The organism is Imtechella halotolerans (assembly GCF_028743515.2).
GTDB classification, from domain to species: Bacteria; Bacteroidota; Bacteroidia; order Flavobacteriales; family Flavobacteriaceae; genus Imtechella; species Imtechella halotolerans.
The window spans coordinates 2,956,129-2,981,461 of record NZ_CP117969.2 but is presented as its reverse complement, the minus strand read 5'-3'; the positions used below and the strand labels follow the sequence as shown (position 1 = coordinate 2,981,461).

General features: G+C 35.7%; 21 protein-coding genes. 6 read left to right on the top strand and 15 right to left on the bottom strand.

Features of this window, described 5'->3' with window-relative positions; translation table 11 throughout:
* Positions 1-8: 8 nt before the first annotated feature.
* From PT603_RS13210 to PT603_RS13170, 9 genes are all read right to left on the bottom strand, one after another.
* On the bottom strand, positions 9-1,358 hold the full coding sequence (locus PT603_RS13210; protein WP_008237726.1) for an alpha-L-fucosidase: 1,350 nt from the start codon (positions 1,356-1,358) through the stop codon (positions 9-11).
* An 87-nt stretch (positions 1,359-1,445) separates the two neighbouring features.
* Positions 1,446-3,776 (bottom strand): glycoside hydrolase family 20 protein, encoded by a 2,331-nt coding sequence (locus tag PT603_RS13205; RefSeq protein WP_008237725.1) that lies wholly within the window; start codon positions 3,774-3,776, stop codon positions 1,446-1,448.
* A gap of 99 nt (positions 3,777-3,875) precedes the next feature.
* The gene (locus tag PT603_RS13200; protein WP_008237724.1) at positions 3,876-4,874 is read right to left on the bottom strand and encodes a glycosylasparaginase; all 999 of its coding nucleotides are present in this window, start codon (positions 4,872-4,874) and stop codon (positions 3,876-3,878) included.
* A gap of 3 nt (positions 4,875-4,877) precedes the next feature.
* Positions 4,878-7,133: a GH92 family glycosyl hydrolase gene (locus PT603_RS13195; RefSeq protein WP_008237723.1), complete on the bottom strand. Its 2,256-nt coding sequence runs from the start codon at positions 7,131-7,133 to the stop codon at positions 4,878-4,880.
* Positions 7,133-8,242, bottom strand: coding sequence for a putative glycoside hydrolase (locus PT603_RS13190; RefSeq protein WP_008237722.1), 1,110 nt, complete (start codon positions 8,240-8,242; stop codon positions 7,133-7,135). Before PT603_RS13190 ends, PT603_RS13195 begins: the two co-directional genes overlap by 1 nt.
* Positions 8,243-8,259: 17 nt before the next feature.
* Positions 8,260-9,339 (bottom strand): carbohydrate-binding family 9-like protein, encoded by a 1,080-nt coding sequence (locus PT603_RS13185; protein ID WP_008237720.1) that lies wholly within the window; start codon positions 9,337-9,339, stop codon positions 8,260-8,262.
* Positions 9,339-10,310 carry a glycoside hydrolase family 130 protein gene (locus tag PT603_RS13180; RefSeq protein WP_040488573.1) on the bottom strand — a complete coding sequence of 324 codons (972 nt, stop codon included), beginning with the start codon at positions 10,308-10,310 and terminating at the stop codon, positions 9,339-9,341. The genes PT603_RS13185 and PT603_RS13180 overlap by 1 nt, the downstream gene beginning before the upstream one ends.
* Positions 10,311-10,324: 14 nt before the next feature.
* On the bottom strand, positions 10,325-12,202 hold the full coding sequence (locus PT603_RS13175; protein ID WP_008237712.1) for a sodium:solute symporter family protein: 1,878 nt from the start codon (positions 12,200-12,202) through the stop codon (positions 10,325-10,327).
* A gap of 6 nt (positions 12,203-12,208) precedes the next feature.
* A complete protein-coding gene (locus tag PT603_RS13170; RefSeq protein ID WP_008237709.1) occupies positions 12,209-14,470 on the bottom strand; it encodes a GH92 family glycosyl hydrolase in 2,262 nt (753 codons plus the stop codon).
* 141 nt (positions 14,471-14,611) lie between these two features.
* On the opposite strand from PT603_RS13170, the gene PT603_RS13165 reads away from it, so the two are divergent.
* Both PT603_RS13165 and PT603_RS13160 read left to right on the top strand, forming a co-directional pair.
* Positions 14,612-15,700: a sensor histidine kinase gene (locus tag PT603_RS13165; protein WP_008237708.1), complete on the top strand. Its 1,089-nt coding sequence runs from the start codon at positions 14,612-14,614 to the stop codon at positions 15,698-15,700.
* Positions 15,701-16,037: 337 nt separating this feature from the next.
* Entirely contained in the window at positions 16,038-16,781 is a 744-nt protein-coding gene (locus tag PT603_RS13160) for a LytR/AlgR family response regulator transcription factor (RefSeq protein ID WP_008237706.1), read from the top strand.
* A 40-nt stretch (positions 16,782-16,821) separates the two neighbouring features.
* Here the strand turns inward: PT603_RS13160 and clpX are convergent, their stop codons facing one another.
* The 6 genes from clpX to PT603_RS13130 form a co-directional block, all read right to left on the bottom strand.
* A complete protein-coding gene (gene clpX, locus PT603_RS13155; protein ID WP_008237703.1) occupies positions 16,822-18,054 on the bottom strand; it encodes an ATP-dependent Clp protease ATP-binding subunit ClpX in 1,233 nt (410 codons plus the stop codon).
* Between the two features lie 10 nt (positions 18,055-18,064).
* Positions 18,065-18,724 (bottom strand): ATP-dependent Clp endopeptidase proteolytic subunit ClpP, encoded by a 660-nt coding sequence (gene clpP, locus PT603_RS13150; protein ID WP_008237701.1) that lies wholly within the window; start codon positions 18,722-18,724, stop codon positions 18,065-18,067.
* 88 nt (positions 18,725-18,812) lie between these two features.
* Complete coding sequence (tig, locus tag PT603_RS13145) at positions 18,813-20,135, bottom strand: trigger factor (protein ID WP_008237699.1); 1,323 nt, start codon at positions 20,133-20,135, stop codon at positions 18,813-18,815.
* A 106-nt stretch (positions 20,136-20,241) separates the two neighbouring features.
* Positions 20,242-20,583: a phage holin family protein gene (locus tag PT603_RS13140; RefSeq protein WP_008237696.1), complete on the bottom strand. Its 342-nt coding sequence runs from the start codon at positions 20,581-20,583 to the stop codon at positions 20,242-20,244.
* A 41-nt stretch (positions 20,584-20,624) separates the two neighbouring features.
* The gene (locus PT603_RS13135; RefSeq protein ID WP_008237695.1) at positions 20,625-21,395 is read right to left on the bottom strand and encodes an alpha/beta fold hydrolase; all 771 of its coding nucleotides are present in this window, start codon (positions 21,393-21,395) and stop codon (positions 20,625-20,627) included.
* Positions 21,364-22,110 carry a pyridoxine 5'-phosphate synthase gene (locus PT603_RS13130; RefSeq protein WP_008237693.1) on the bottom strand — a complete coding sequence of 249 codons (747 nt, stop codon included), beginning with the start codon at positions 22,108-22,110 and terminating at the stop codon, positions 21,364-21,366. The genes PT603_RS13135 and PT603_RS13130 overlap by 32 nt, the downstream gene beginning before the upstream one ends.
* Before the next feature lie 125 nt (positions 22,111-22,235).
* On the opposite strand from PT603_RS13130, the gene PT603_RS13125 reads away from it, so the two are divergent.
* From PT603_RS13125 to uppS, 4 genes are all read left to right on the top strand, one after another.
* Positions 22,236-22,892 (top strand): CBS domain-containing protein, encoded by a 657-nt coding sequence (locus PT603_RS13125; RefSeq protein WP_008237691.1) that lies wholly within the window; start codon positions 22,236-22,238, stop codon positions 22,890-22,892.
* A gap of 11 nt (positions 22,893-22,903) precedes the next feature.
* On the top strand, positions 22,904-23,788 hold the full coding sequence (locus tag PT603_RS13120; RefSeq protein WP_008237689.1) for an NAD kinase: 885 nt from the start codon (positions 22,904-22,906) through the stop codon (positions 23,786-23,788).
* 102 nt (positions 23,789-23,890) lie between these two features.
* Positions 23,891-24,577, top strand: a complete 687-nt coding sequence (gene porG / locus PT603_RS13115) for a type IX secretion system protein PorG (RefSeq protein ID WP_008237681.1) — start codon at positions 23,891-23,893, stop codon at positions 24,575-24,577.
* A gap of 72 nt (positions 24,578-24,649) precedes the next feature.
* Positions 24,650-25,333: an undecaprenyl pyrophosphate synthase gene (uppS, locus tag PT603_RS13110; protein WP_238531008.1), complete on the top strand. Its 684-nt coding sequence runs from the start codon at positions 24,650-24,652 to the stop codon at positions 25,331-25,333.

Below are 25,333 nucleotides of genomic sequence, written 5' to 3'. Positions count from 1 at the left end.
TATTGTTATTAATTGTTTAGTTCTACAGCATTCCCATGACCTCGGTAAAGCTTCAATTCATCTTCTAAGGTCACTTCAATAATAGTAACATAGGGATCAATGCTTTTTTCTGAAGGTAAAGAAATGCGTAAAATACCAGGAATATTATTCCATGCAGCACCACCATTACGTTCAAATGTTAGATTCTCCTCACTTCCAACAACTTTAATGGAAACCACTTTGTTTTGTATCCCTTTTAACTGGATATAATTCATTGGTTTATCATACAAAGCTAGGTAAATCTTAGTTCCATCCTTACTTAGTAATGAAGGACCATAAAAATGCCCATATGGCAGGCCAGATTTGGTTGGATAAACTGCTCTTTCATGTTTCTGAATCCAATTCCCTAATGCTTCCAAACGTTCCATTTGAGGAGCAGCAATGGTTCCATCAGGCTTAGGACCAATATTAAGAAGTAGGTTCCCTCCACCTGATATTACCTCTACAAAAGTTCGAACGATCTGCGCAATTGGTTTATAATTGGTATCACTTGGGTAATATCCCCAGTTATCATTCATTGTCATGCAAAATTCCCATGGTCCCTCTGGTCTTACAACTGGAACACCTTGCTCAGGAGTTCCATAATCGCCATATTCGTTTAATCGAGAGTTCACAATTACCCCAGGATTATTTGCCAAAAGTAACTCCTTAATAGCTCCGGATTTCCACTTTGAGGAAGGATGTTCCCAATCACCATCAAACCAATATAAATCAGGATGATATTGCGAATCCAACTCTTTTATTTGACCTAAATTAAAGTCCATAAATCGATCCCAAGGTTCCCATTTATTTTGACCTTTTTGTCGATACCATTTACGTGTGTCATTCCTAGGAAATACAACAGGTGTATAATCTGGGTGAGACCAGTCAGGAAGAGAATAATACAACCCTACTTTAATACCTTCGGCCCTCATAGCTGAAACAAAGGGTGTTACAAGATCCTTAGCTGCCGCTGCATGACGTACGGTATTAAGTTTACTAAATTTAGAATCCCATAGAGCAACTCCATCATGGTGCTTAGTAGTAAGTACAGCGTAACGAGCACCCGTTTTCTTAAACAATTCAGCCCAAGCCTCAGGATTGTACTTAGCAGCAGTAAATTCTTCACCTTGCTTCATATATTGGTCATGGGTAATACGCTTGTGATACAAAGACCATGACTCAGTAATACCATTTACTCCATAATATCCCCAATGAATAAAAATTCCAAGTTTTGCTTCAGTAAACCACTGCATACGCTCCTCATAGCTTGGGTTTTGCGCTATAAGTTTTGTAAAACAAATTCCAATTAAAGCCACTAAAAAATACTTCCTTTTCATGTGTTTCTTATTTCCTATTTAATTTAAGATTTAGCGTCTAAAATTTGTCATATCCAAACTCCAGTTCGCTAAATCCATATTTTTTGTTTACTCTATAATAATCTCATCTACAAACAACCAAGAATCACCTCCATGTGGTGGATGACCTAAATTAGTACCCTTCACTTTTATATAACGGAATAATTGTTCCTTAAATGTAATTTCAAACTCTTTAAGCTCAGCATACCCATTATTTTTATAGGCACGTTCTATACTTCCTACTGACACAAAGTTTTTTCCATCCTCAGATCCCATAACCTCAAGCTTAATTGGATAATAAATACCTGAACCTTGATTTTCCATAGTACCTATTACTACTTTAGACACCTTATTTATTCCTTCTAAATCAATTGTCAACTCCATATCATCCACTAACCATGCCTGCCATTTTTTGTCATGAAAATTTTTCGTACCTCTTAGTACATCGACTAAAGTGGAATCATTTCCAGGATACCATTCATGAGGTTTTGTAGCATAGTCAATTTTTTTACCAATGGCTTTATGAAAGCGAATAATATTTTCATAAACTACTTCCGAGGGCTTATCATCTTGAAATAGTGCAGCTTTTATTTTAGTACTTTGAGTAATTTCAAGAGGAGCTGTATACAACTTTGCTTCTGAAGGAAATATTCCATCGTTTAACACATAGCGAATATCTCCTCCAGGGAATTCATTCTTTAAATCCATAATTACCTTAGGAGATGTTACTTCGGATGTCAATTCTGCTGAAACCTGATAAGCACTCTTTGCGTAGTTTATGCCCATGATATCAAAACGTTGAAACATTACTTGAACACGTCTAGAGAAATCATTCCAATTACGTTTATCCTTTGGGCTCCATACGGTCTCAGATAGAGCTGCAAGTCTTGGAAAAATCATATATTCAGAATGTGACTCAGTAGTGATATATTCAGACCATAAATTTGCTTGCCCTCCTAAAACATAAGTAGCCTGCTTAGCAGTCATTCCAGGAACTATTGGATCAAATTCATACACTTTACTAAGTGTTACATGCCCTCCAATTGCTAATGGCTCTGCATTCTGTGCCCCCTGATACTGATCAAAATAACAATGAGATCCTGGTGTCATAACCACATGATGTCCATCGGCAGAAGCTTCAATACCTCCATCAAAACCACGCCAACTCATCACAGCTGCACCAGGAGCTAATCCACCTTCTAAAATTTCATCCCAACCTATAAGTGAACGCCCTTTACTACTAATAAATCGCTCCATACGTTGTATAAAGTAACTCTGTAATTCTTCAACATTAGCTAGGCCTTCATTTTTCATACGTTCTTGACAATGTGCACATTTTTTCCATTCAGTCTTAGTGGCTTCATCACCTCCTACGTGAATATATTTTGAAGGAAACAAATCCATTACTTCTGTTAAAACATCCTCCAAAAATTCAAATGTGGATTCTTTTCCCGCACAGTAAATATCTGTAATAGGCCAAACACCTCCAGATGGAACTCCTACAGGACGCTCATGACATGAAAGTTCAGGATAAGATGCAACGGCGCTTGTTACGTGCGCTGGCATTTCTATTTCTGGAACTACAGTTATACCCTTGGATGTGGCATAATCAACAATCTCCTTGATGTCTTCTTGGGTGTAAAACCCTCCATAAGTCCCTTTTTCATCAGCTGTAGTAGTAGGACGAGCATTCCAATGTTTATCTTCATGATCAACTCGCCATGCTCCTACCTGGGTAAGTTTTGGATACTTTTTAATTTCTATACGCCATCCTTGATCATCCACTAAATGAAAATGAAGAGTATTCATTTTAAACATGGCTAACCTGTCGATTGTCTTTAAAATATATTCCTTTTGAAAAAAATGTCTTGACACATCCAGCATAAGTCCACGCCATTTAAAACGTGGCTGATCGGTTATGTAAATTGCAGGCAGATCCCAAGCGACATCCGCTATAATGTTATCACTTTCAATAGCAATAGGTAATAACTGTCGAACCGTTTCCATTCCATACAAAAAACCTGAAAAACTACTTGCCGCAACTGTGATAACATCTGAGGTTACCTCCAATGTGTATGCTTCCTCAGGTAATGAATCATCCTTTTTCCATTGGAAGTAATTCCTTTCAGGTTGCTCATTAGTAATTGATAATTTCCAACCTGCTGCCTTTTCAAACTTTGATGCTAAGGCTTCTGAAAGCTGTATATGAGTACTTTCAGTTGCGTAAAACTTTGTGTTTTTGGTAAAACGAAATGTTCCGTCCCTTAACTCAGTTGAAACTGGTATTGGAATAATGGTAATATCTTCCTGAGTAAATGTGGTAAGTGGAAGTTCTTTTTGACAACTTACATTAAGTAAGGATATCAGCAAGAACATTAAAATTAGGTTAGCTTTATTCATTTGAGTGTGTTTATTAATACAGTGGACAATAAAATGAAATTTATTCATTCCATTAATTATCCATGTTGGTTCATATTATTTTTCATCCTAATAATAATTCTATGAGAGCTTAAATGTAGCATCAAAAAGTGTATTTTCTTTGTTAGAAGATTGAACGGCATAGTTAAATCCCGGACGTAAACAATAAGCCCCATACTCCCCTTGTTTATTTAAGGCTATAAATCCTACTTGCAAATACGCTAACTCAGGATCGTCTTTATAAATTCTATAAATCCGTTCTACAATTTCCTTACAAGCTTCTTCTGGTGATTTCCCTTGACGCATTAATTCAACTACCATAGCACTTCCTGCGGTTTTCATCATTGCTTCACCCAATCCAGTTGCTGCTGCAGCTCCTACTTCATTATCCAAAAATAATCCAGCACCTATAATGGGCGAATCACCCACTCTTCCATGCATCTTCCATGCGGCACCACTAGTAGTACAAGCACCAGCGAGATTCCCCTCTTTGTCAAGTGCTAACATGCTAATTGTATCGTGATTTTCAATATTAATTACGGGCTTATAATCTGAGGTAGTTAACCATTTTTCATAGGCTTTTTGAGCTTCTTCTGTTAGCAGATTCTCTTCTTTAAATCCCTTTTCCAATGCAAATTGTTTTGCACCTTCGCCAACCAACATAACATGTGGTGTGTCTTCCATAACTTTTCTAGCCACGGCTATAGGATGCTTAATTCCTTGTAAAAAAGCAACCGAACCACAATTACTTTTGTGATCCATTATACAAGCGTCCAGTGTAACCTTACCTTCTCTATCTGGAAAACCTCCATAACCCACACTCATCACCTTAGGGTCTGCCTCAGCAGTCATCACTCCAATTTCAACAGCATCTAATGCCTTTCCTTCTGATTGTAATTTATTCCAAGCCGCTTCATTCGCTGGTATTCCGTGATTCCAAGTGGATATAACAACTGGCTTTAATTGTTTTGACCCATTAAGAGGCTTATGTACTGTATGTCCATTATCTACACAGGCATATAAGGTAGACACCGCTGCCGTTCCCAATGCCGTATTAGTTATAAATTTTCGTCTGTTCATAATTTAGTAAATTGTTAAGGTAGCTGGCAGAGTGGCATGCTTAAACACTTCATCATGTGGTTTAGCGTCCATTTCAAATTCTAATACACCACCTGCCATAATTTCTTTATGAGTGATATATAACCGTTTTAATGGATGTCCATTCAACCGAATACTTTTTATATATTTATTTTCTTTTGAAAGCTTGTTAGCAATAATAGAAAACCGGTGTTTGTTTTCAAGGTTTAGAGTTGCTTTAGGGAATAATGGAGTGCCAAAATGATAAACTCCTTGGGCTGGGTTTACTGGATAAATTCCCAAAGAACTAAGTACATACCATGATGACATCTGTCCACAATCTTCATTCCCACAATGACCATTAGGTTCATTTCGATATTGTGTTTCAAGAATTTGTCGAACTCTTTTCTGAGTCTCTGAAGGTTTCCCGATATAATTATACAAATACGCTACATGATGACTAGGTTCATTACCGTGTGCATATTGACCTATCATTCCTGTTGAAAAAAGAGGAAGTTTATCGTTCTCTGTTGGCGAATAGCTAAACATAGAGTCTAATTTTTGAGAAAACCGCTCTTCACCTCCTGTTAATTCTATAAGTTGAGGAATGTCTTGTGGGACAAACCAGAAGTAATGCCACGCATTACTTTCGCAATAATAATTGGTATATTCCTTAGGAATAAAAGGAGAAACAAATGTGCCATTTCTATCCTTTGGTCTAAGAAAAGTAGATTGCTGATCGAAATGATTTTTCCAATTCTCTGAACGTTTAAGAAAATAAGAATAGTCCTCCATATACCCCATATCCTTAGCAAACATTGCTATACACCAATCGGCAAAAGCATATTCTACCGTTTTTGAAACGGACCAATTTTCATGATGTTCATCTGTAGGTACGTATCCGTATTTTTGGTATAAATCTATTTGTCTGGAAGAATCCAAAGCACTCGCTTTACATGCCTGATATGCCAGTTCGGCATCCATATGGATTCCTTTAAAATAGGCATCCACAATAACTGGGACGGCATGGTACCCAATCATCATATTAGTTTCATTACCTTGCATAGACCATACCGGTAATAGTCCAGTTTCCTTATAATGTGCCAATAAAGACGCTATAAAATGAGGAACTCTTTGTGTATGGAGGATTGTATATAAGGGATGGGCTGCTCTAAAAGTATCCCATAGTGAAAATGTGTCGTAGCGATCAAACCCGTCGGCATGACCGATACTATCATTAGCAGCCTTATAATTACCACTAACATCACTGAGCAATGTAGGTGCTAACATAGACTGATACAACATGGAATAAAAGATAGTCTTCTGATTCTCATCAGAGGTTTCAACCTTTATCTTACTTAATTCCGAATCCCACTGTAACTCTGCCTTCTCTTTATATGAATCGAAATTAAAATGAGGGGCTTCAACTTTCATTGTAGCATAAGCTCCATCAATACTCGCAGTAGACAAAGAAGTTTTAATTACTAATTCAGTAGGTTCCTCAAATGTGTATTGAAGAGATATGCGTGTATTTTTACCATAAACTGGGGAAGAAGCAATACTGTCATTTTCAAAAATTTCAAATCCTGAAAATGGTCTTGAAAATTTCATTACAAAATAAATGCGTTGATTTTTAGCCCAACCTGTAGAAAAACGATAGCCCTCTATTGTTGAATCATCTACAACCTTAATGTAGGTATCAACTGGAGCATCCCAATTAATAGCATATCCCAAATCCACGTGAACTTTAGATATAGAATCTTTGGGAAAAGAATATCGATGAATGCCTGTACGCTCAGTGGCTGTTACCTCAGCCTCAATTCCATAACTATCTAAAGTCACGTGATAGTATCCAGGAGAGGCCCCTTCTCTATTGTGACTGAAGTAGGAAAATGGTTTAAAATTATTTTCTTTTATCGTTTTAGAGAAACGACTATTGGTAGGCATTACCAGAATGTCATATAAATCTCCTGCGCCTGTACCAGAAAGATGGGTATGAGAAAAACCAGTAATAATGGAATCTTGGTAAAAATATCCTGCAATTCGATCCCAACCAGGAATACCAATATCAGGACTTAACTGCACCATCCCAAATGGCACCGTTGCCCCGGGATAAGTATTACCAGGACCATCGGTGCCAATAAAAGGATTAACAAACTGAGTTAATCGCAAGGGAATTTGATCTATAGGCTTTTGATCTTGCTTTTTGCAAGATACCAATAATAGCATCATCAATGCTGTTATGTAGCCTATCCTTAGCATTATTTCTTAGATTCTTTTATTGCCTTCCACTGCGCTTCAGTAAGATCATTCCCATCATAAAAGGCAATTCCTTTAGCACCATTGGCTCGGGCTAATTCAATGGCCTCTTTAATTTCTTCTGCTGACATTGGAGGCACATACACTCCCGTGTGTAACTCCACATTTTTACCTTCTAAATCTTTAACTCCTTGAGCTGTTGCATAGCCAATCCAATCGGTTTCTTCATTATAGAAATTATGATAAATCATTGGTAAAACAACATCAATATTCCACTTATCCCAACGCTGGCGAACCATATGATCTGCCATTTCAGGATAAGGAAAAACAGCCGCAGTAAGCTTTTTACCATGTTTATGGGCTATTTCATAGGCGTCATCAACAATTGCTTTTACTTTATTCAGTCGGAATTGTTTCCATTCCATATCTATTGCTGGATTACCAAATTCTCTCGGATTTTTATGATGAATACTTTCAAATTCAGCCACACATGCATCACAGTAACAAAAATCAAATTCTGGCAACTCTTCTTCCTGTTTAAGATTATAATTTGGCAATAGTCCTATAGGTAAAAAGATATCCGAGAATCTGATATAATCTAAATGCACGCTTGCCACACCTTCTACCCTAGCTAAACCTTCTACTAATCCTAAAATATGCGCTCTTGATTCTTTTCGAGTTGGGCATAACCACTGATAATAATCTACATAAGGGCGGGTGTCATGACAAGATTTTCCCTCTCTGCTAACGGCGTACCAGTCTGGATTTTGTAAGGCAACCTCATCACCTGGTCTGTTCATTGTCATAAGCCAGGCATGTAATTCTATCCCATTCTTTTGAGCAATGGGAACTAATAATTCCAAATCTGATGGTTTGGTTAATGTATTAACCAATACAGCATCCATCCCATTTCCTTTAAATTTTTTAAACAATTCATCATATTGCTCCGTAGTCATTTTGGGATTATAAGTAATCCAAGTCCAATATTTAAATGGAGCTCCTTGATCTCCAGTTATTTCTTTAGATTCTGCAATCTTATTTTCAGTGGTTGGTCCACCGCATGACAATAATAATATTGTAATAAAAAGGAATATAAAATGTAATTTTTTCATAGTGTTTTAGTTAGTATTTATTGAATAGTACATTTACCATCTTCACGGATAATAATTTTTTTACCAGAAAATGGGCTCAGCACTGTAAGATTCCATCCCAAACTGTGATTTTCTAATTTAGGCTTAATAACTTCTCCTAAAATCAATTTTCCTTTTCCTATTAATGACTTGGTATTTTTAAAACCATTTCCTGTTTTATTTTGTTGTTTTTTCTGTGCACGATATAGCTCATATAAATACCATTTTATATGTTCATCTTTAGGAATTTCAAAATTTACAGGTGTATCTGCAGTTTCCTCTGAAAAATATACATATCCCCAATGTTCGGGTTCATGCATGTTAATAACTCCTTGGGGAGACCATACCCAATTGTATTCTGGAAGATATTTATCTTCTTCATTCTTCTTACGGGAATAACGACCATGTTCATCTAGATCAAAGTCCCAATTAACTCTAGAAAAATTAACTCTCCAAAAATCATTCACAGGAACCCCTCTTTTTCCAGCAGCTTCTTCTAATGCATTCCATGGAATAGCAATTTCAATACTCCATCCCTTATCAATATCTGCTGAATTATTAAGAGTTCCGTTAATGTGAACTGCAGTCTTTAATCCATTAATATCCCAATGGTCTAAAACAGGAGAGTGTTCCCTATAAGGTTTACCTAAAAAAAGATCCCACGCCGTATTAAGGGCATTTACCTCCAGTTCATAATAATTATGCGTATCACCTGTAGCATCTATAAACACCTCAAAATCATTATTATAAAAAATAACTGTATCGCGTTCCTTTAGTGTTCCCCATACATGCGGTTCTTCCATCTCAGCATATATGTAGAAATAAGTTTCATCCCATAGCATTTTAGCCTGAGTATCGTATTTAGGTATAATTTTACCTTCTATATCAATAAAATGGTTGGTAAAAGGTGCCTTTTGCCAAGAAACCTCATCCCCCTTTCCATCTATACTCAATGGTTCAGTCGTACGGTATGCAACATGTTTAAGTGGAATATTATAGGAATTCTGGGCCATTACTCCATTAATAATCAATGTTGCAAACATTAAAAACACATTTAAACTATTTTTTTTCAGCATCATTATAAACTATTTTGCTTTATAAAGTTAATGATCTCTGAAATTTGTCCAAATGCCAAAGCAGTAACGGTATCTGCGGCACCATAATAAAGCGCTAATTTATCTTCCTCTAGTGAATGTAAAGCCGCACATGGGAAGACAACATTTGGCACATCTCCAGTTAACTCATATTGCTCAGCTGGGGCAAGTAAATACGGCTGTGTTCGATATTTCACTACATCCGGTTGATTTTCTTCCAGTATAGCGGCACCAACTGAGTATCTAAATCCATTACATGTATTTATAACACCATGATAAAAAAGCAACCATCCTTCATTGGTTAGTATTGGCACAGGACCTGCACCAATCTTCGTACATTGCCATGCACTATCCATAAAAGGGGCTACTTTCATCACGCAACGATGTTCTCCCCAAAATTTCATATCTGGACTATAGCTAATATAAATATCACCAAATGGTGTATGACCGTTATCACTTGGCCTACTTAACATTGCGTACTTCCCATTTATCTTCTTCGGAAACAATACTCCATTTCGATTGAAGGGTAAAAATGCATTTTCACATTGAAAAAACTCTATAAAATCAAAAGTATAGGCAATCCCAATGGTTGGTCCATGATATCCATTACACCAGGTAACCCAATATCTATCTTCAATAAAAGTTACCCTTGGGTCGTATTTGTAATCAGACTGAATCATCTCAGTATTTCCCGCCTGCATAAAAATGGGTTCTGGATTTATGTCCCAATCAATTCCATTCTTACTAAATCCAGCATGAATATTCATTTGCACGGCTTTATTATCACAGCGGAATACTCCTGCATATCCATCCTTAAACGGAACTACAGCACTGTTAAAAATACTATTAGAAGTTGGCGTAGCATAACGCTCAATTATTGGGTTTTCTGAATAACGCCACATAACATCAGTACTGTTTTCGGGACGCTCTTGCCATGGCAAATGGTTGTGTAACATATAGCTATATAAAATTAAATCGCATTTTTTCTAATTGAATCAAGCCAAGTAAACTTCAAGATTAAAGAAGTTATGGCAAATACTGCAAGCGCTATACCTGATTTGGGATAGTCACGTACCATAAAATATATTGGTAATAAAATCATGCTGGATTGCCACACAATCCCAATTGCACAATTAAACATATCTTTTAAAAAATTAGTATTAGATCTTATTTCTGGTTCATCTATTCTTAAGGAATTTAACACTGGTTTCCACCATCCCCAGGGACGCACATTCTTATAGAATGATTTTAATGTTTCCATAGATGTTGCAGGTGTTAACCAAGTTCCCAAAAACGCACCTAATAAGGATACTCCAAAAATCACTGGAAACAAATAAATTACTGGAATATGAGCCAAATCATACAGCCACATGTCTGGGGTAATATTCGATTTATTCTGATCCAATAAGAATTGGAGCGTAGCTATGAGTAATCCGGCAAGCATTCCCCAAAAATATCCCCATCCATTAAAACGCCACCAAATCCATTTTAGAAAATTCGCTGCTACATACCCTCCATAGAGTGCGCTAGTAATCCATAAGGTAATGGAGTTAATAGAATCAGCAAAGAAACCCATTATTACTCCTAATACAACTACCACAAATGAGGCAATATGACTCGCCTTTACATAATGAGTGTCTGTCGCAGTTGGTTTAAAATATTTTTTATAAATATCATTTACAATATAGGCAGGTCCAGCATTGACAAATGCAGAGAATGTAGACATAAAAGCTGCTAACAAACCTGCCAATAGTAAGCCTTTAATGCCAACAGGTACATGATTATTAATTACTTGCGGAAGAATGATTTCTAAATCATTTCCAGAGAGAGTAGAGGAAGCGGCAAGAGATGGAGCTACATACACCAAAGCAAGAACAACAACCCCAGCAATCAGCAAATAACGCGGTATAAATAAAATAAGATTTGTAAATCCACTCATATATGCCGCATCTTTTACATTTCTAGTTGACAATATACGTTGCATGTCATAACTAGGAGTGGGACCTGCTATACTTGCAAAAAATCCCTTTAACAAGGTCATTCCTATAAAAGCACCAAACATTTTATATCCTTGTGTATCAATTAGCATATTGAACGATTCCAACTTACCATTCCAAAAACCATTTAATTCACTTCCAAAAAAAATACTTTTCCACTCATTAGGAATAATTGCATCTAGCTGTGAATCACTGATAGTCATAAAAGCATAAATAGCTATTAAAATTCCTGCAAGAACCATAATCCCGTACTGAAGTACCTCCGTAGCTACCACTGAAAACATGCCCCCCTTAACTGTGTAAATAGTCGTTAAAAGTATAATAATAAGAGCGTAGCTTTGTGCGCTAGTCAACAATAAGGTGTCCCCAATTTCTAAGGCGGCATTCCAAGGCATAATAATGGTCATAAACTTTCCAACACCTTCAAAAAAATAGGCAATAAAACCAATAGATGCCACTATGGCAAATATGGCCACTATAAGATGAGATGCTCTTCCAGCCCTGTCATCCCCAAAACGAGTCAAAATCCATTCAGATCCAGTCATTATATTAGAACGTCGTATCCAAACAGCCAAAAAGACCATTACGAAAATTTGATTCCAAATAGGCCACATCCACATAAACATAAAACTCTTTACCCCATAAAGAAAAAGTATACCTACCATCCAAGCAGTACCTGAAACATCAAACATCCCAGAACCATTGCTGAGGCCTAAATAATACCATTTTATGCTATTCCCTCCTAAAAAATAAGAATCCAAACCTTTAGAGGCCTTCCTGGAAACCCAAACTCCTACTGCTAATGTTATAATAACATATAATACAATAATGGCTACATCTATACTATTCATCGTTTGCTATTTGTTTGCAACACCCCATTTAGTATTGGGTTCTGGCCCCATTACAAGCTCAAGAGTCCCTCCATCCATAATCTCCTTATGAGAAAGTGTTGTTCGATTAAAATTTTCACCATTTAATCGAGCAGATTGAATAAATCTATTACTATCAGAAACATTTTTTGCTGTGATTACAAATGTTTTTCCATTTGCAACGTTTAATGTGGTTCTTTCAAAGATTGGGCTTCCAATTTCATAAATTCCCGAGGCCGGATTAAAGGGATACAAACCTATAGAACTAAATACATACCATGCAGACATTTGCCCACAATCTTCATTTCCACTAAGTCCATTTGGTGTTGTATTATACTGAGAATTAAGTATCTCTCTTACCCAATATTGAGTTCTCCATGGTTGACCAGCATGATTAAAAAGATATGCAATATGGTGACTTGGTTCATTACCATGAGCGTATTGCCCAATGAGCCCTGTAATATCCGCAGATATATTATCACCGGTAATTTCTGAACTTTCTGTAAAAAGTTGTTCTAATCGATTTGTAAACGGTGCAGGTCCTCCATGTAATTCAATAAAATTTTTGACATCATGCAATACAAACCAACTATGCTGCCAGGCATTTCCTTCTGTATAGTCAGTGTGTTCTCGATGATTAGAATGTTTTGGATCAAAAGGTTCATTCCATGATTTACCATCCTCAGATTTACCTCTCATAAATCCAGTATTAGAATCAAAAAGATGTTGATACGCTTTAGAACGATTCAGGAATAATTTATAATCATCTTCTTTACCTAAAGCCTTGGCCATTTGAGCAACACACCAATCATTATAAGCATATTCTAATGTAATGGTCACTGACTCATCTAATAATGGATAAGGTATATAGCCGTACTTTTTGTAATAATTTAAACCTCTTTCGTCCTGCAACATAGTAGTCTTCATTGCCTCATATGCCAATTCAACATCAAATCCTGAGAACCCTTTCAAGTATGCTTCTGTAATCACAGGAATTGAGTGATACCCAGTCATTGTATTTGTTTCATTTCCATACAGTGTCCAAACAGGTAGTATATTACGCACTTCATAATAAGCCAAAAGAGAATTTATCATATCAGACACACGTTCTGGGGCTATTATGGTAAGTAATGGGTGTTGAGCACGAAAAGTATCCCACAAAGAAAACGTAGAATAACCCGTATACTCCTCCGCGGATATTATAGTATCATTTTCCATTCTAAATTGCCCGTTTTTATCGCTAAAGGTAACAGGCGCTAATTGAGTATGGTACAAAGCACTATAAAAGATGGTTTTCAAGGAATCAACAGGTGTTTCTACTGAAATTGTTTGTAATGATTTTTCCCATCGATCATTAGCCCTTTCCTTTACGAGATCAAATGGAAATTCTGTTCCATAGTCAGACATATTCTCCTTTGCATTTTCAACACTTACAGATGAAACTGCGACCTTAGCTAACAGCTGATCATTTTCTTGAGAATCAAAAAAGAACTGCCCCGAAACTTTCTCTCCACTAACAAACGAAGGAAGTATTCTTCTTCCATCTGAAAAAAGTTGTTGCGAAATAATAGGTTTATTAAAACGAGCCACAAAAAATACTTTCTGATTATGAGCCCAGCCTGTACTGTGCCTATAACCACTAATTGTGTACGAGTCCTCTAACTTCAAGGAAGTTTGAGTTGCCTTATCCCAATTAATGGCAAACCCCAAATCAATAACCAATGATTGAAGAGCTTCTTTTTCAAAGGTATACTTATGAAAAGCAGTACGTTCGGATGCTGTAAGTTCGACATTCACCTTATGATCTTTCAGGTATACTTGATAAAATCCAGGTTTTGAAACCTCATTGTCATGACTATATGTAGACTTATACGTAAGTGAATCTCTTTGAATAGGTTGAGCAGTGAGATCTACCGTTTTAGAAATAGGCATAAACAATAGGTCTGACAAGTCGCCAATTCCTGTACCACTTAAATGTAAATGTCCAAAACCTATAGCCACATCATCCGAATAATGATATCCAGAACACCAATCCCAACCAATAGTTCCATTGACAGGACTCACTTGAACCATCCCAAAAGGTACGGTAGCTCCTGGATAAGTGTGTCCATGACCTCCAGTACCTATAAACGGATCAACGTAGCTTACTGGAGAAATTTGATTTTCAATAATTATTGATGACTGCTGCCTGCATGATGATACAGAAATGAACAATGCAGTAAGTAGGAATAAATGGTATTTTTTAAACATAATGTATTTCCTTACAGTTAACTCAATTTTCAGAAATTGTTAAGTTATAGTATAAATATTTATAAATTTAGGAACTCTAAAAATAATTTTAGACCAATAACCTTTTTAGGAAGCTAAACGTATCAAATGCATATTTATCATATGTCCATAAAGCAAAAGATAAAACATCACTTAAAACTAGAAGCTAATAGAGGATATGCCATTTCCACACGTCACCATATTATTTTCTGGACGATTTACTTCATTTTTAATACAATACGTTGGGGTAGTTATTATCAAGACTATTGGTATTCACTCAAAGGTAACCTATTAGGTTTTCCTATTCACATCATCCTTTGTTATTTTAACATATACTTTTTGATGCCAAGATATATAATTCAGAAAAAATATGTCTTCTATACCTTACTACTAATAGCTTCGTTGTTTTTCATGTTGCTAGTAAAATATTACCTAACTTATTTTCTTATTAGTCAAAACGTATGGCCCGAGGGTCCTGAAGAAACACATAATTTAACTTTCAATTATGGAATCACAATGATGCTAGGAGAACTATATGTGATTTCCTTTGTTACGGCCATTAAAATTACTGTAGATTGGCTACAAGAGCATAGAAGAGTTACCGATCTTGAAAAGACACATTTAGAGACTGAACTTCGCTTATTAAGAACTCAAGTTTCACCTCACTTTTTCTTCAACACCCTTAATAATATTTATGCATTAACGCTAGAGAAATCAAACAAAGCTCCTGAAATCATTTTGAAGCTTTCTGAATTGATGCGCTATCTGCTATATGAAACAAAGAAAAGAAAGCAATCACTTTCAAAAGAGGTAATTTGCATTCAAAATTATTTAGATCTTGAGCGCATCCGTTATGGTGATTCTCTTAACATAGAGATGACTATAAGTGGCAATATGGAAGGAAAGCGAATTGCTCCAATGTTACTACTCACCTTTATTGAAAATTGTTTTAAACATGGTGCAGATAAAAATTTAGGCAATGTAACTATCACTATCGATTTCAGGATAGAAAATTCTTGGCTATATTTCAAAGTAACCAACACCATGCCTGGTGAACAGGAAAGTTCAAAAGATTCACCTACCTCTGGTGGTTTAGGGATTGCTAATGTCAAAAAAAGGCTGGAACTTGGTTACAAACCAAATGAATATGACTTAAAAATATATGAACACAGCAATCTATATGTAGTTGAACTAGCCATACTTTTGCGTTAAATTCATGGAAATAAAATCGTAAAACAAAATAAATATAAAAGAATTTTGTAAAAAACAAAGTCTATAGCATTAGACAGTATTGCAGTAATTTCATGAAGTGAATTCCCATAGAATGACAACAATGAAATGATTAGCAGCGTTAAATTCAACTGAAGTAAATAGATATAAATAGTAAGGAACAATCAATAATCAGATTTCAGGAAGCAAATTAAATTCCTATTCCTAGAAAGACTTTGAACAAAGGCTTATCGAAAAACGATTTTGAAATTAGTAGTTGAAAACAATAGCGATACCCCTCCATTTCCATCTTACAACAAAATAACATATTTTTACCCTCATGAAACTGAAAGTTATACTAATAGATGACGAGCCTTTGGCAATAAATGTATTGAACTCTTTTGCTTCACAAGTTAAAGACATAGAAGTCTGTGCTACATTTGGCAATGCTATTGATGCGCTATCATATTTACAAAAAAATACAGTTGATTTGATTTTCCTGGATGTAGATATGCCTATTCTTGATGGACTTAGTTTCATAAAAAGCTTACACCAAAAACCCAATATCATCTTGACCACGGCCCATGAAAAATATGCATTACAAGGCTATGAGTTAGAGGTGTTGGATTACATTGTAAAACCCGTTTCCTTCCCCCGATTCCTCCTGGCAATAAACAAAGCTATTAAACAAAGCTATCAACAAAAACCTGAGACTTCTACTGGAAATAAGGATTATCTTTTTGTGAAAATTGACAAAAAGAAAATGAAAAAGATCTTTTTAGATGAAATTTTGGCCGTGGAAAGTCTAAAAGATTATATTAAGATAATTACACCTACTCAAAAGTATATTATACATCAAACTCTAAGTAGTTTTACGGAACAATTACCTAAGGATAAATTTATTCGAATTCATAGATCGTACACGATTTCAATTGACAAGGTTACTGTAGTAGAGGGAAATAGTATTGAAATAGGTGGAACTCGTTACACTATAGGACGAAGTTATTTAAACGAAGTTAAAAGCACCATATTAGATATTAATTTCATTTATGAGGAAGATGATATCGAAGAAAAAGAAAATTAAATGAATAAAAAAGCCGCTCAATTAAAGCGGCTTTTATAATTTAAGAAGCTGCCTTCAGCTTATTTATAGAAGACTTATTTAATTTATCTTGTGCGTATGCCTTTGTAACCAGTAGCGAAGACTCACCAGAAGAAGGTAATTCAAACATAGCATCAGTAAGAATAGCTTCACATAGAGAACGCAGTCCTCGAGCACCTAATTTATACTCTATTGCTTTTTCTACAATAAAATCCAACGCATCATCTGCTATCTCAAATGCAACATCATCCATTTCAAATAACTTGGTGTATTGTTTTATAATTGCATTTTTAGGCTCTGTAAGAATGGCTCTTAATGTTTTTGCATCTAGAGGATCCATATACGTCAATACCGGAAGGCGTCCAATAATCTCAGGAATCAACCCAAATTCTTTTAAATCTTTTGGTATGATATACTGTAATAAATTATTATTATCCACCTGAAGTTCATTTTTGGAAGCACTATACCCCACAGCTTGCATATTCAAGCGCTTGGTAATTATTCGTTCAATTCCATCAAAAGCTCCTCCGGCAATAAATAAAATATTTTCAGTATTCACTTCAATAAACTTTTGATCTGGATGTTTTCTTCCTCCTTTTGGTGGAACATTAACTACCGTTCCTTCTAAAAGTTTTAATAATGCCTGTTGAACACCTTCACCCGACACATCACGCGTAATTGACGGGTTATCACTTTTTCGTGCAATTTTATCTATTTCATCAATAAACACAATACCTCGTTCAGCTTTCTCTAAATTGTAATCAGCAGCTTGAAGCAATCGTGTAAGGATGCTTTCAACATCTTCTCCTACATAACCAGCCTCTGTAAGTACTGTGGCGTCAACAATCGCTAAAGGAACATTAAGCATTCGAGCAATCGTCTTTGCCATTAATGTTTTTCCAGTACCTGTCTGTCCAACCATAATGATATTACTCTTTTGAATTTCAATATCATCATTGGTTACAGGTTGCAACAAACGCTTATAATGATTGTATACAGCAACCGACATCACCTTTTTAGTAAACTCTTGTCCTATAATAAACTGATCTAGAAATTCCTTTATTTCTTGAGGTTTTTTTAGCACTAATTCAGCCGAAAGATCTCCAGACTTTGACTGTTTTAATTCTTCGAGTACTATACCGTGGGCCTGCTCGATACAACGATCACAAATATGAGCATCAAGACCAGCTATCAAGATATTGGTTTCAGGTTTTTTACGACCACAAAACGAGCACTCTAATACTTCTTTTGCCATTTATTTTTAATTAACTACGTACCAAAACTTCATCAATCATTCCATAGGCCTTAGCCTCTTCCGCCTTCATCCAATAATCCCTATCACTATCGTGATGAACCTTATCAAATGGTTGCCCAGAATGCTTAGAAATAATATCATACAATTCGTCTTTCAACTTTAAAATTTCACGGGCAGTAATTTCAATATCACTAGCCTGACCCTGAGCGCCGCCAAGTGGTTGATGAATCATTACTCGTGAGTGCGGTAATGCTGAGCGCTTTCCATTGGCCCCGGCACACAATAGAACTGCTCCCATGGAAGCAGCAATACCAGTACATATGGTTGCTACATCAGGTTTAATAAACTGCATCGTATCATAAATCCCTAAACCTGCATATACTCCACCTCCAGGTGAGTTTACATATATCTGAATATCCTTAGTACTATCTACACTCTCCAAAAACAAAAGTTGAGCTTGAATAATATTTGCAATAGTATCATCAATGGCCGTTCCTAAAAAAATGATACGATCCATCATTAGACGTGAAAAAACGTCCATTTGAGCCACATTCAATTGGCGTTCTTCAATAATATATGGAGTCATGCTGCTTACAATCTTGTCGTAATACATACTATTGACACCATGGTGCTGAGTAGCATATTTTTTAAATTCTTTACCGTAGTTCATATACTAATAAAATTCGCATTAAGTTTAAAAAAGGCGTTAAAAGAACTTTTTTAACGCCTTAAAGATAGGTAAATTATTTTTTCTGAGCTTAGTTATAGGCCTCTTTAACGAAGTCTTCATACGTCACTTCTTTCGCCTTTAAGTTTGCATTTTCTTTATAAAAAGAAACCAACTTCTGACTCATCAATTGTTCTGACAAACGACGAACTTCATCTTGATTTGAAAGCACACGAGATGCTATATTATCTAAATCTTCTTCAGCAGGGTCTAATTGACCAAATTGAGCCATTTGAGCTTTAATAAATCCTTTGGCAAAATCTTTTAACTCTTCAAAAGTAACCTGAAGATTATTTTCTGAAATAATCTTACCTTCAATTAGTTGATAACGCAATCCTTTCTCAGACTTTTCGTATTCTTCACTTGCCTCCTCATCTGTCAACGGGTTTTCACCTGTTACTTGAATCCATTTTTTCAAAAAGGCTGCTGGAAGATCGAACTCAGTATTTTCAACTAGGTATTCAGTAACATCGTTCAATAACTTTTGGTCGGCCTGCTGAAGGAATTGTTTTTCCGCATCCTCCTTTATCTTATTTTTCATTTCAGTCACAGAAGTAACATTTCCTGGACCAAAAAGTTTATCAAACAAATCCTGGTCTAATTCAGCCAGTTCACGTGTATTAACTTCTTCCACAGTAAAGGTAACATCTACTGCCAAATCATGTGCTTGGTCATGACTTACCTTCATATAATGCATCAAATCATGCTCGTCAACAAAAAGACCTTTGGTGTTAATCGTAATTTGATCACCAACTTTAGCACCTTCAAAAGCACCAATGTTTTTCTTACCTTTAAGTTTATCTAGAGTGAAGGTAACTTTATTATCTATTCCTTTGTCTTCATTAAAGAAAGTTCCAGTGATTTCATCATCTTGAGCAATTTCGTTTTTGGATACTAACTTCCCAAATTGCTTCTGGATGCGAGCAACCTGCTCCTCAATCATCTTATCGTCCGCTACAATTGTATAGTGCGTAATCGCTTTTTTACTCTTAAGAGTAACATCAAAAGAAGGAGCCAATCCTAATTCAAATTCAAATGAAAAATCTTCGGCATCCCAATCTAAATTATCTTGTGCTTTTGGAAGTGGATTTCCTAAGACATCTAATTTCTCTTCTGTTAAATACTTATTGAGCGCATCTTGTAAAAGCTTGTTTACCTCATCCACCAACACTGCCTTACCGTATTGCTTCTTTACCAAGCCCATAGGAACATGTCCTTTTCGGAATCCTGGAATAGTTGCATTTTTACGATAATCGTTCAATATTTCAGCAACTTTATCGCTATAATCTTCTTTTGTAATAGCCACTGTTACAATGGCATTAAGTGCATCTACTTGCTCTTTAGTAATATTCATTAGTCTCTAAAATTTATCACTTAAAATTCGGGTGGCAAAATTAGCACTTTTTACAACGCTATCCAAGTTTTTAACTTGCTGAATTTTACATGATTATTTTATTTAACTAATCTTCCTTTAAAAGAGAAAACAAAACAGATTGTAACAAGGAAAGTAATAAGCTAAAAAGTAAGGCCCACCAAAAGTTGTAAACTCTAAAGCCTTCAATTAACTCACCGGCAATTAAAATAATAACCGCATTAATAACGAGTAAGAATAGTCCTAAGGTTATAATTGTAGCCGGAAGGGTCAAAAATACGAGAATTGGTTTTACAAAAACATTAAGTAATGCCAACACTATAGCCACAATAACTGCTGACCAATACCCATCTACCTGAATTCCTTTTAAAATATGAGACAAAACAACTACTGCTACCGCAGTAAGTAATATGCGAAGAATTAATTTCATAATAGCACAATTTTACTTTAAACTAATATACTAAAAAGTTCTTAGTCCTTTATAAAAGAAATTGTTTTCTCAAAAAACTCCTCAGGATTCTCTGCATGCAGCCAATGTCCTGCACGGGAAACAGCCACAATTTTAACCTTAGGGAAATGCGTTTTAATCAGAACCTCATCTTCTCTCATGACATACTCAGAACGTTCCCCCTTAATAAATAAAGTAGGACCTTGATAGTTTGCAAATTTTGCCAAAGACTCTCCCACCTCACCTACTTTATCAGTTAATACTTTCAAATTCAACCTCAACCCGAGCTGTCCTTTAGCTACCCAATAAAGATTTTTTAGAAGAAACATACGAATTCCTGCATCCGATATATAATTCGCTAGCTGATTATCAGCTTCCCCTCTGGTTTTTATTTTTGAAAAATCCAAAGAAGCTAATCCATTTAAAATGGTTTGATGATGAACCGGATAGTACTTTGGAGCAATATCAGCGACAATGAGTTTTTTTACTTTTTCCGAATAAGTAACCGCTAGCTCCATAGCAACTTTACCTCCCATTGAATGCCCAAGAACAATAGCACTTTCCAAACCATGGTATTCCATATAAGCATATACGTCCTGTACCATTACTTCATATGAAAAGTCTTCAGAATGAAAACTATGTCCATGATTTCTTAAATCTAATAAATGTAATTGAAACCCTTGAGCAGCATATTGCATCCCCATGGTTTTCCAATTATCCGACATTCCTAAAAATCCATGAAGAATTAAGAAAGGAGTACCTTCACCAAAAATTTGAGAATGGAGTACTTGCATCATATTTTAATTTGTTAAGGTATAAGTTCACAACATTTTCAAGCCCTAAGTACAAAGACTCAGAAATAAGAGCATGCCCAATAGACACTTCTAGGAGATTTGGAATTTGCTCTTTAAAGTAACGAATATTATCCAAACTCAAATCATGTCCAGCATTAATACCTAGTCCTACCTTATCAGCCACAATCGCGGCATTTACATAAGATGAAATCCCATTTAAATTACCCCGCTGAAATTCCTTAGCATATTCCTCGGTGTATAATTCAACCCTATCTGTTCCTGTGACGGCGGCAGCCTCTACCATCTTTTCAACAGGATCTACAAAAATAGACGTTCGAATCCCATTCCTTTTAAACTCAGCTATAACATCAATCAAAAAGTCTTTATGAACCACGGTATCCCATCCCGCGTTGGAGGTAATAGCATCATCAGCATCGGGCACTAAAGTAACTTGGGTAGGTTTAATCTGCAATACTAAATCTATAAATCTAGGTATAGGATTTCCTTCTATATTGTATTCTGTATTTACAACTTGTACTAAATCATACGCATCCTGATAACGTATATGCCTCTCGTCTGGTCTTGGGTGAATAGTCACTCCTTCTGCTCCAAATTTCTGAACATCTTCAGCCACCTTGAGTAAATTCGGAACATTCCCCCCACGTGAATTACGCAGTGTAGCAATTTTATTAATATTTACACTAAGCTTTGTCATACTCAAAAGTTTGTTTAAACAGTTATGAAAGTATTGTTTTTCTATTTGCAAAAGGCAAAAATACAAAGTAAAACATGCATTTTTATGATATAAATTAATTAATTTGCCCATGAATTTTGAAGGAGATGAACATTAATTCACATATCAATTTTGACATTCAGCCACTTATCACTTTCGACAGTGTAAAGAAAGCGAAAAGCATTGCTGAGAGTCATGCGTTCTCACACTTACCTGTGGTTGAGCAAAAGATGCTTTTGGGATGTGTTGCTCAAGAAGACATACAGGGATTTGATGATGATAAAAAATTAGAAGACTATCTATATGCTCTTGATGCTTTTTTCGTCCGAAAACAGACCAATTGGGTAGAAGTTCTAGAGGCATTTGCCCAACATGAATCTAACATCATGCCTGTTTTAAATGAAAAAAGTGAATACATTGGTTATTACGAATTATTAGACATTATTGGCTTGTTTAATCAAACCCCATTTTTAAATGAGCCTGGCGGCATTCTACTAATAGAAAAAGGACTAAAAGACTATTCATTTAGTGAAATTTCACAAATTGTCGAAAGCAATAATGGCAAATTACTTGGTGCTTTTATAAGTGAAATGAACGAGAATCAAGTTCAAATAACTTTAAAAGTTGGAAATGCCCCCCTTAATTCCATCATCCAGTCATTTAGACGATTCAACTACAATATTGTTATCGACAAAGAAGATGACTCCTATTTAAAGGACCTTAAAGATAAATCTGACTACCTTCAACGTTATCTTAATATCTAAAAAAACAATCCATGAAAGTAGCCATTTACGGACAGCAATACAATGAAAAACTCAAAGAATGTATTGAGTACCTAATTACCGAGATGCTCTCCATGGGTTACACATTGGTAATTGAAGTAAATTATTCAACAAAACTCTGTAAGACCATTCCAATTGTAAAAGAGCTACCTACCTATCAAGGTTTTGAAGATTTAAACAACAGTTACAACCTTATGGTAAGTATTGGTGGTGACGGAACTATCTTAAGGGCAGCTACATTGGTACGGAATCTACCTATACCAATTTTAGGAATTAACACTGGAAGATTAGGATTTTTAGCCACTGTTCAACAAGAAGATATCAAGCACATGCTAGAATGCCTTAAGGCGAGAGACTATACAATTAGCGAACGTAGTTTAGTAGAGTTACACACCTCGCCTGACATTAAAGAACTCAATGGGCTTTATTTTGCACTAAACGAAATTGCTGTTAGCAGAAAAAATACCGCCTCCATGATAACTGTTTCAACCTTTCTCAATGAAGAGTACCTTACCAGTTACTGGGCAGACGGGCTTATCGTTTCTACACCGACAGGATCAACAGGATATTCCTTGAGCTGTGGCGGACCAGTTATTATGCCAACTGCCCACAATTTGGTTTTAACCCCTATTGCTCCTCACAACCTCAACGCAAGACCTTTAGTAATTGCAGATAATACTGAAATAAAACTTTCTGTTAGTGGAAGAGAAAAAAACTACCTAATTTCTCTTGATTCAAGACAAGCAACGCTTTCAAATGAAACAGAAATTATCATACGTAAAGCCCCTTTCACCATAAAATTCATAGACCTTAAAACAGAGAGCTTCCTTAAAACGCTCCGAAATAAACTACTATGGGGAGAAGACAAAAGAAATTAAACAATAAAATAAAGGTAAAAAAGTTTATCATATCATCACATTAACCGCTGTATATGAGCAATTGGACATCTTAATTGCTATATTTGCAAACTTTTGAATTTTATGAGAAACATCTTTTTAGTTATCATTACCATCTTATCCACCCAGAGCCTATTCTCTCAAATAAACGAAATAGGTCTTTTTGCAGGGGGTAGTAATTTCATAGGAGATGTTGGATCTACCCAATATCTAGCACCAAATAACACCGCTTTTGGAGTAGTTTACAAATGGAATAAGCATACTCGATATGCCTTTAGAGCAAGCCTTCTATACGCTACTTTAGAGGGAAATGACTATAAATCAGATATAAATGCACGCCTAAAACGTGATTTCTCATTCACTAACAATATTTTTGAGGCCTCTGCGGGAGTTGAATTCAATTTTGTTCCCTATGATTTGCACAAAATGAATAAACAATTCACCCCATATATGTATTCAGGACTTTCATATTTCACTTATGAAAACCTTTACTTTGATTACCAAAGCAATGTAGCGCTACAATACAGCGGTAGCAGGAAAAATTCAATTGCGATCCCCATGGTTTTAGGCGTTAAAGGATCTATTGCGCGGAACTGGATTTTAGGAATTGAAGCAGGAGCACGCTACACTTTCACAAACAATCTAGACGGCAGTTTTCCCGAACCAACACAATACAAATTTGGAAATCTAAATAGTGACGATTGGTATGTATTTACAGGGATTACCCTTACATTTACCTTTGGGGAAAAACCATGTTTTTGCGCAGATTAAATTAATGACCTTTTGAAAATTACTAAAGAAGACATAAAAGCACACTACCTCCCTCAGCACTTGGCCATCATTATGGATGGCAATGGAAGATGGGCCAAACAGAAAGGAAGATTACGCATTTTTGGCCATGAAAACGGCTCAAAAACTGTTCGAACAATTGTTGAAGCTTGTGCTGAATTAGGCATACCAAACCTTACTTTATATGCCTTTTCAACAGAAAACTGGAATAGGCCTAAAAAAGAAGTGGATACATTAATGAATTTATTAGTAAGTTCGTTACGGAAAGAACTTAAAACACTTACTAAAAATGATATTAAATTGAATGCGATTGGCAAACTAGATTCACTTCCTTTGAAAGCACAAAAAGAACTTTCAGAGGTCATTGAAAAAACGAAAGTCAATCAACGAATGACGCTCACATTAGCTTTAAGTTATGGAGCAAGAGAAGAATTAAAAAATGCCGTTAAGGAAATTGCATCCAAAGTTAAAAATAATATAATTTCAGAAGAAAAAATTGATGATTCAGTTATAAATCAGCATCTTTACACGCATGATCTACCTGATGTAGACTTACTTATACGAACTAGTGGCGAGTATCGTATTAGTAATTTTTTATTGTGGCAGATTGCATATGCTGAACTGTATTTCACACCGGTTCTTTGGCCTGATTTCACCAAAGACCATTTATATGAAGCATTAACAGCTTTTCAAAACAGAGAAAGAAGATTTGGGAAAACAAGTGAACAACTTAGCTAA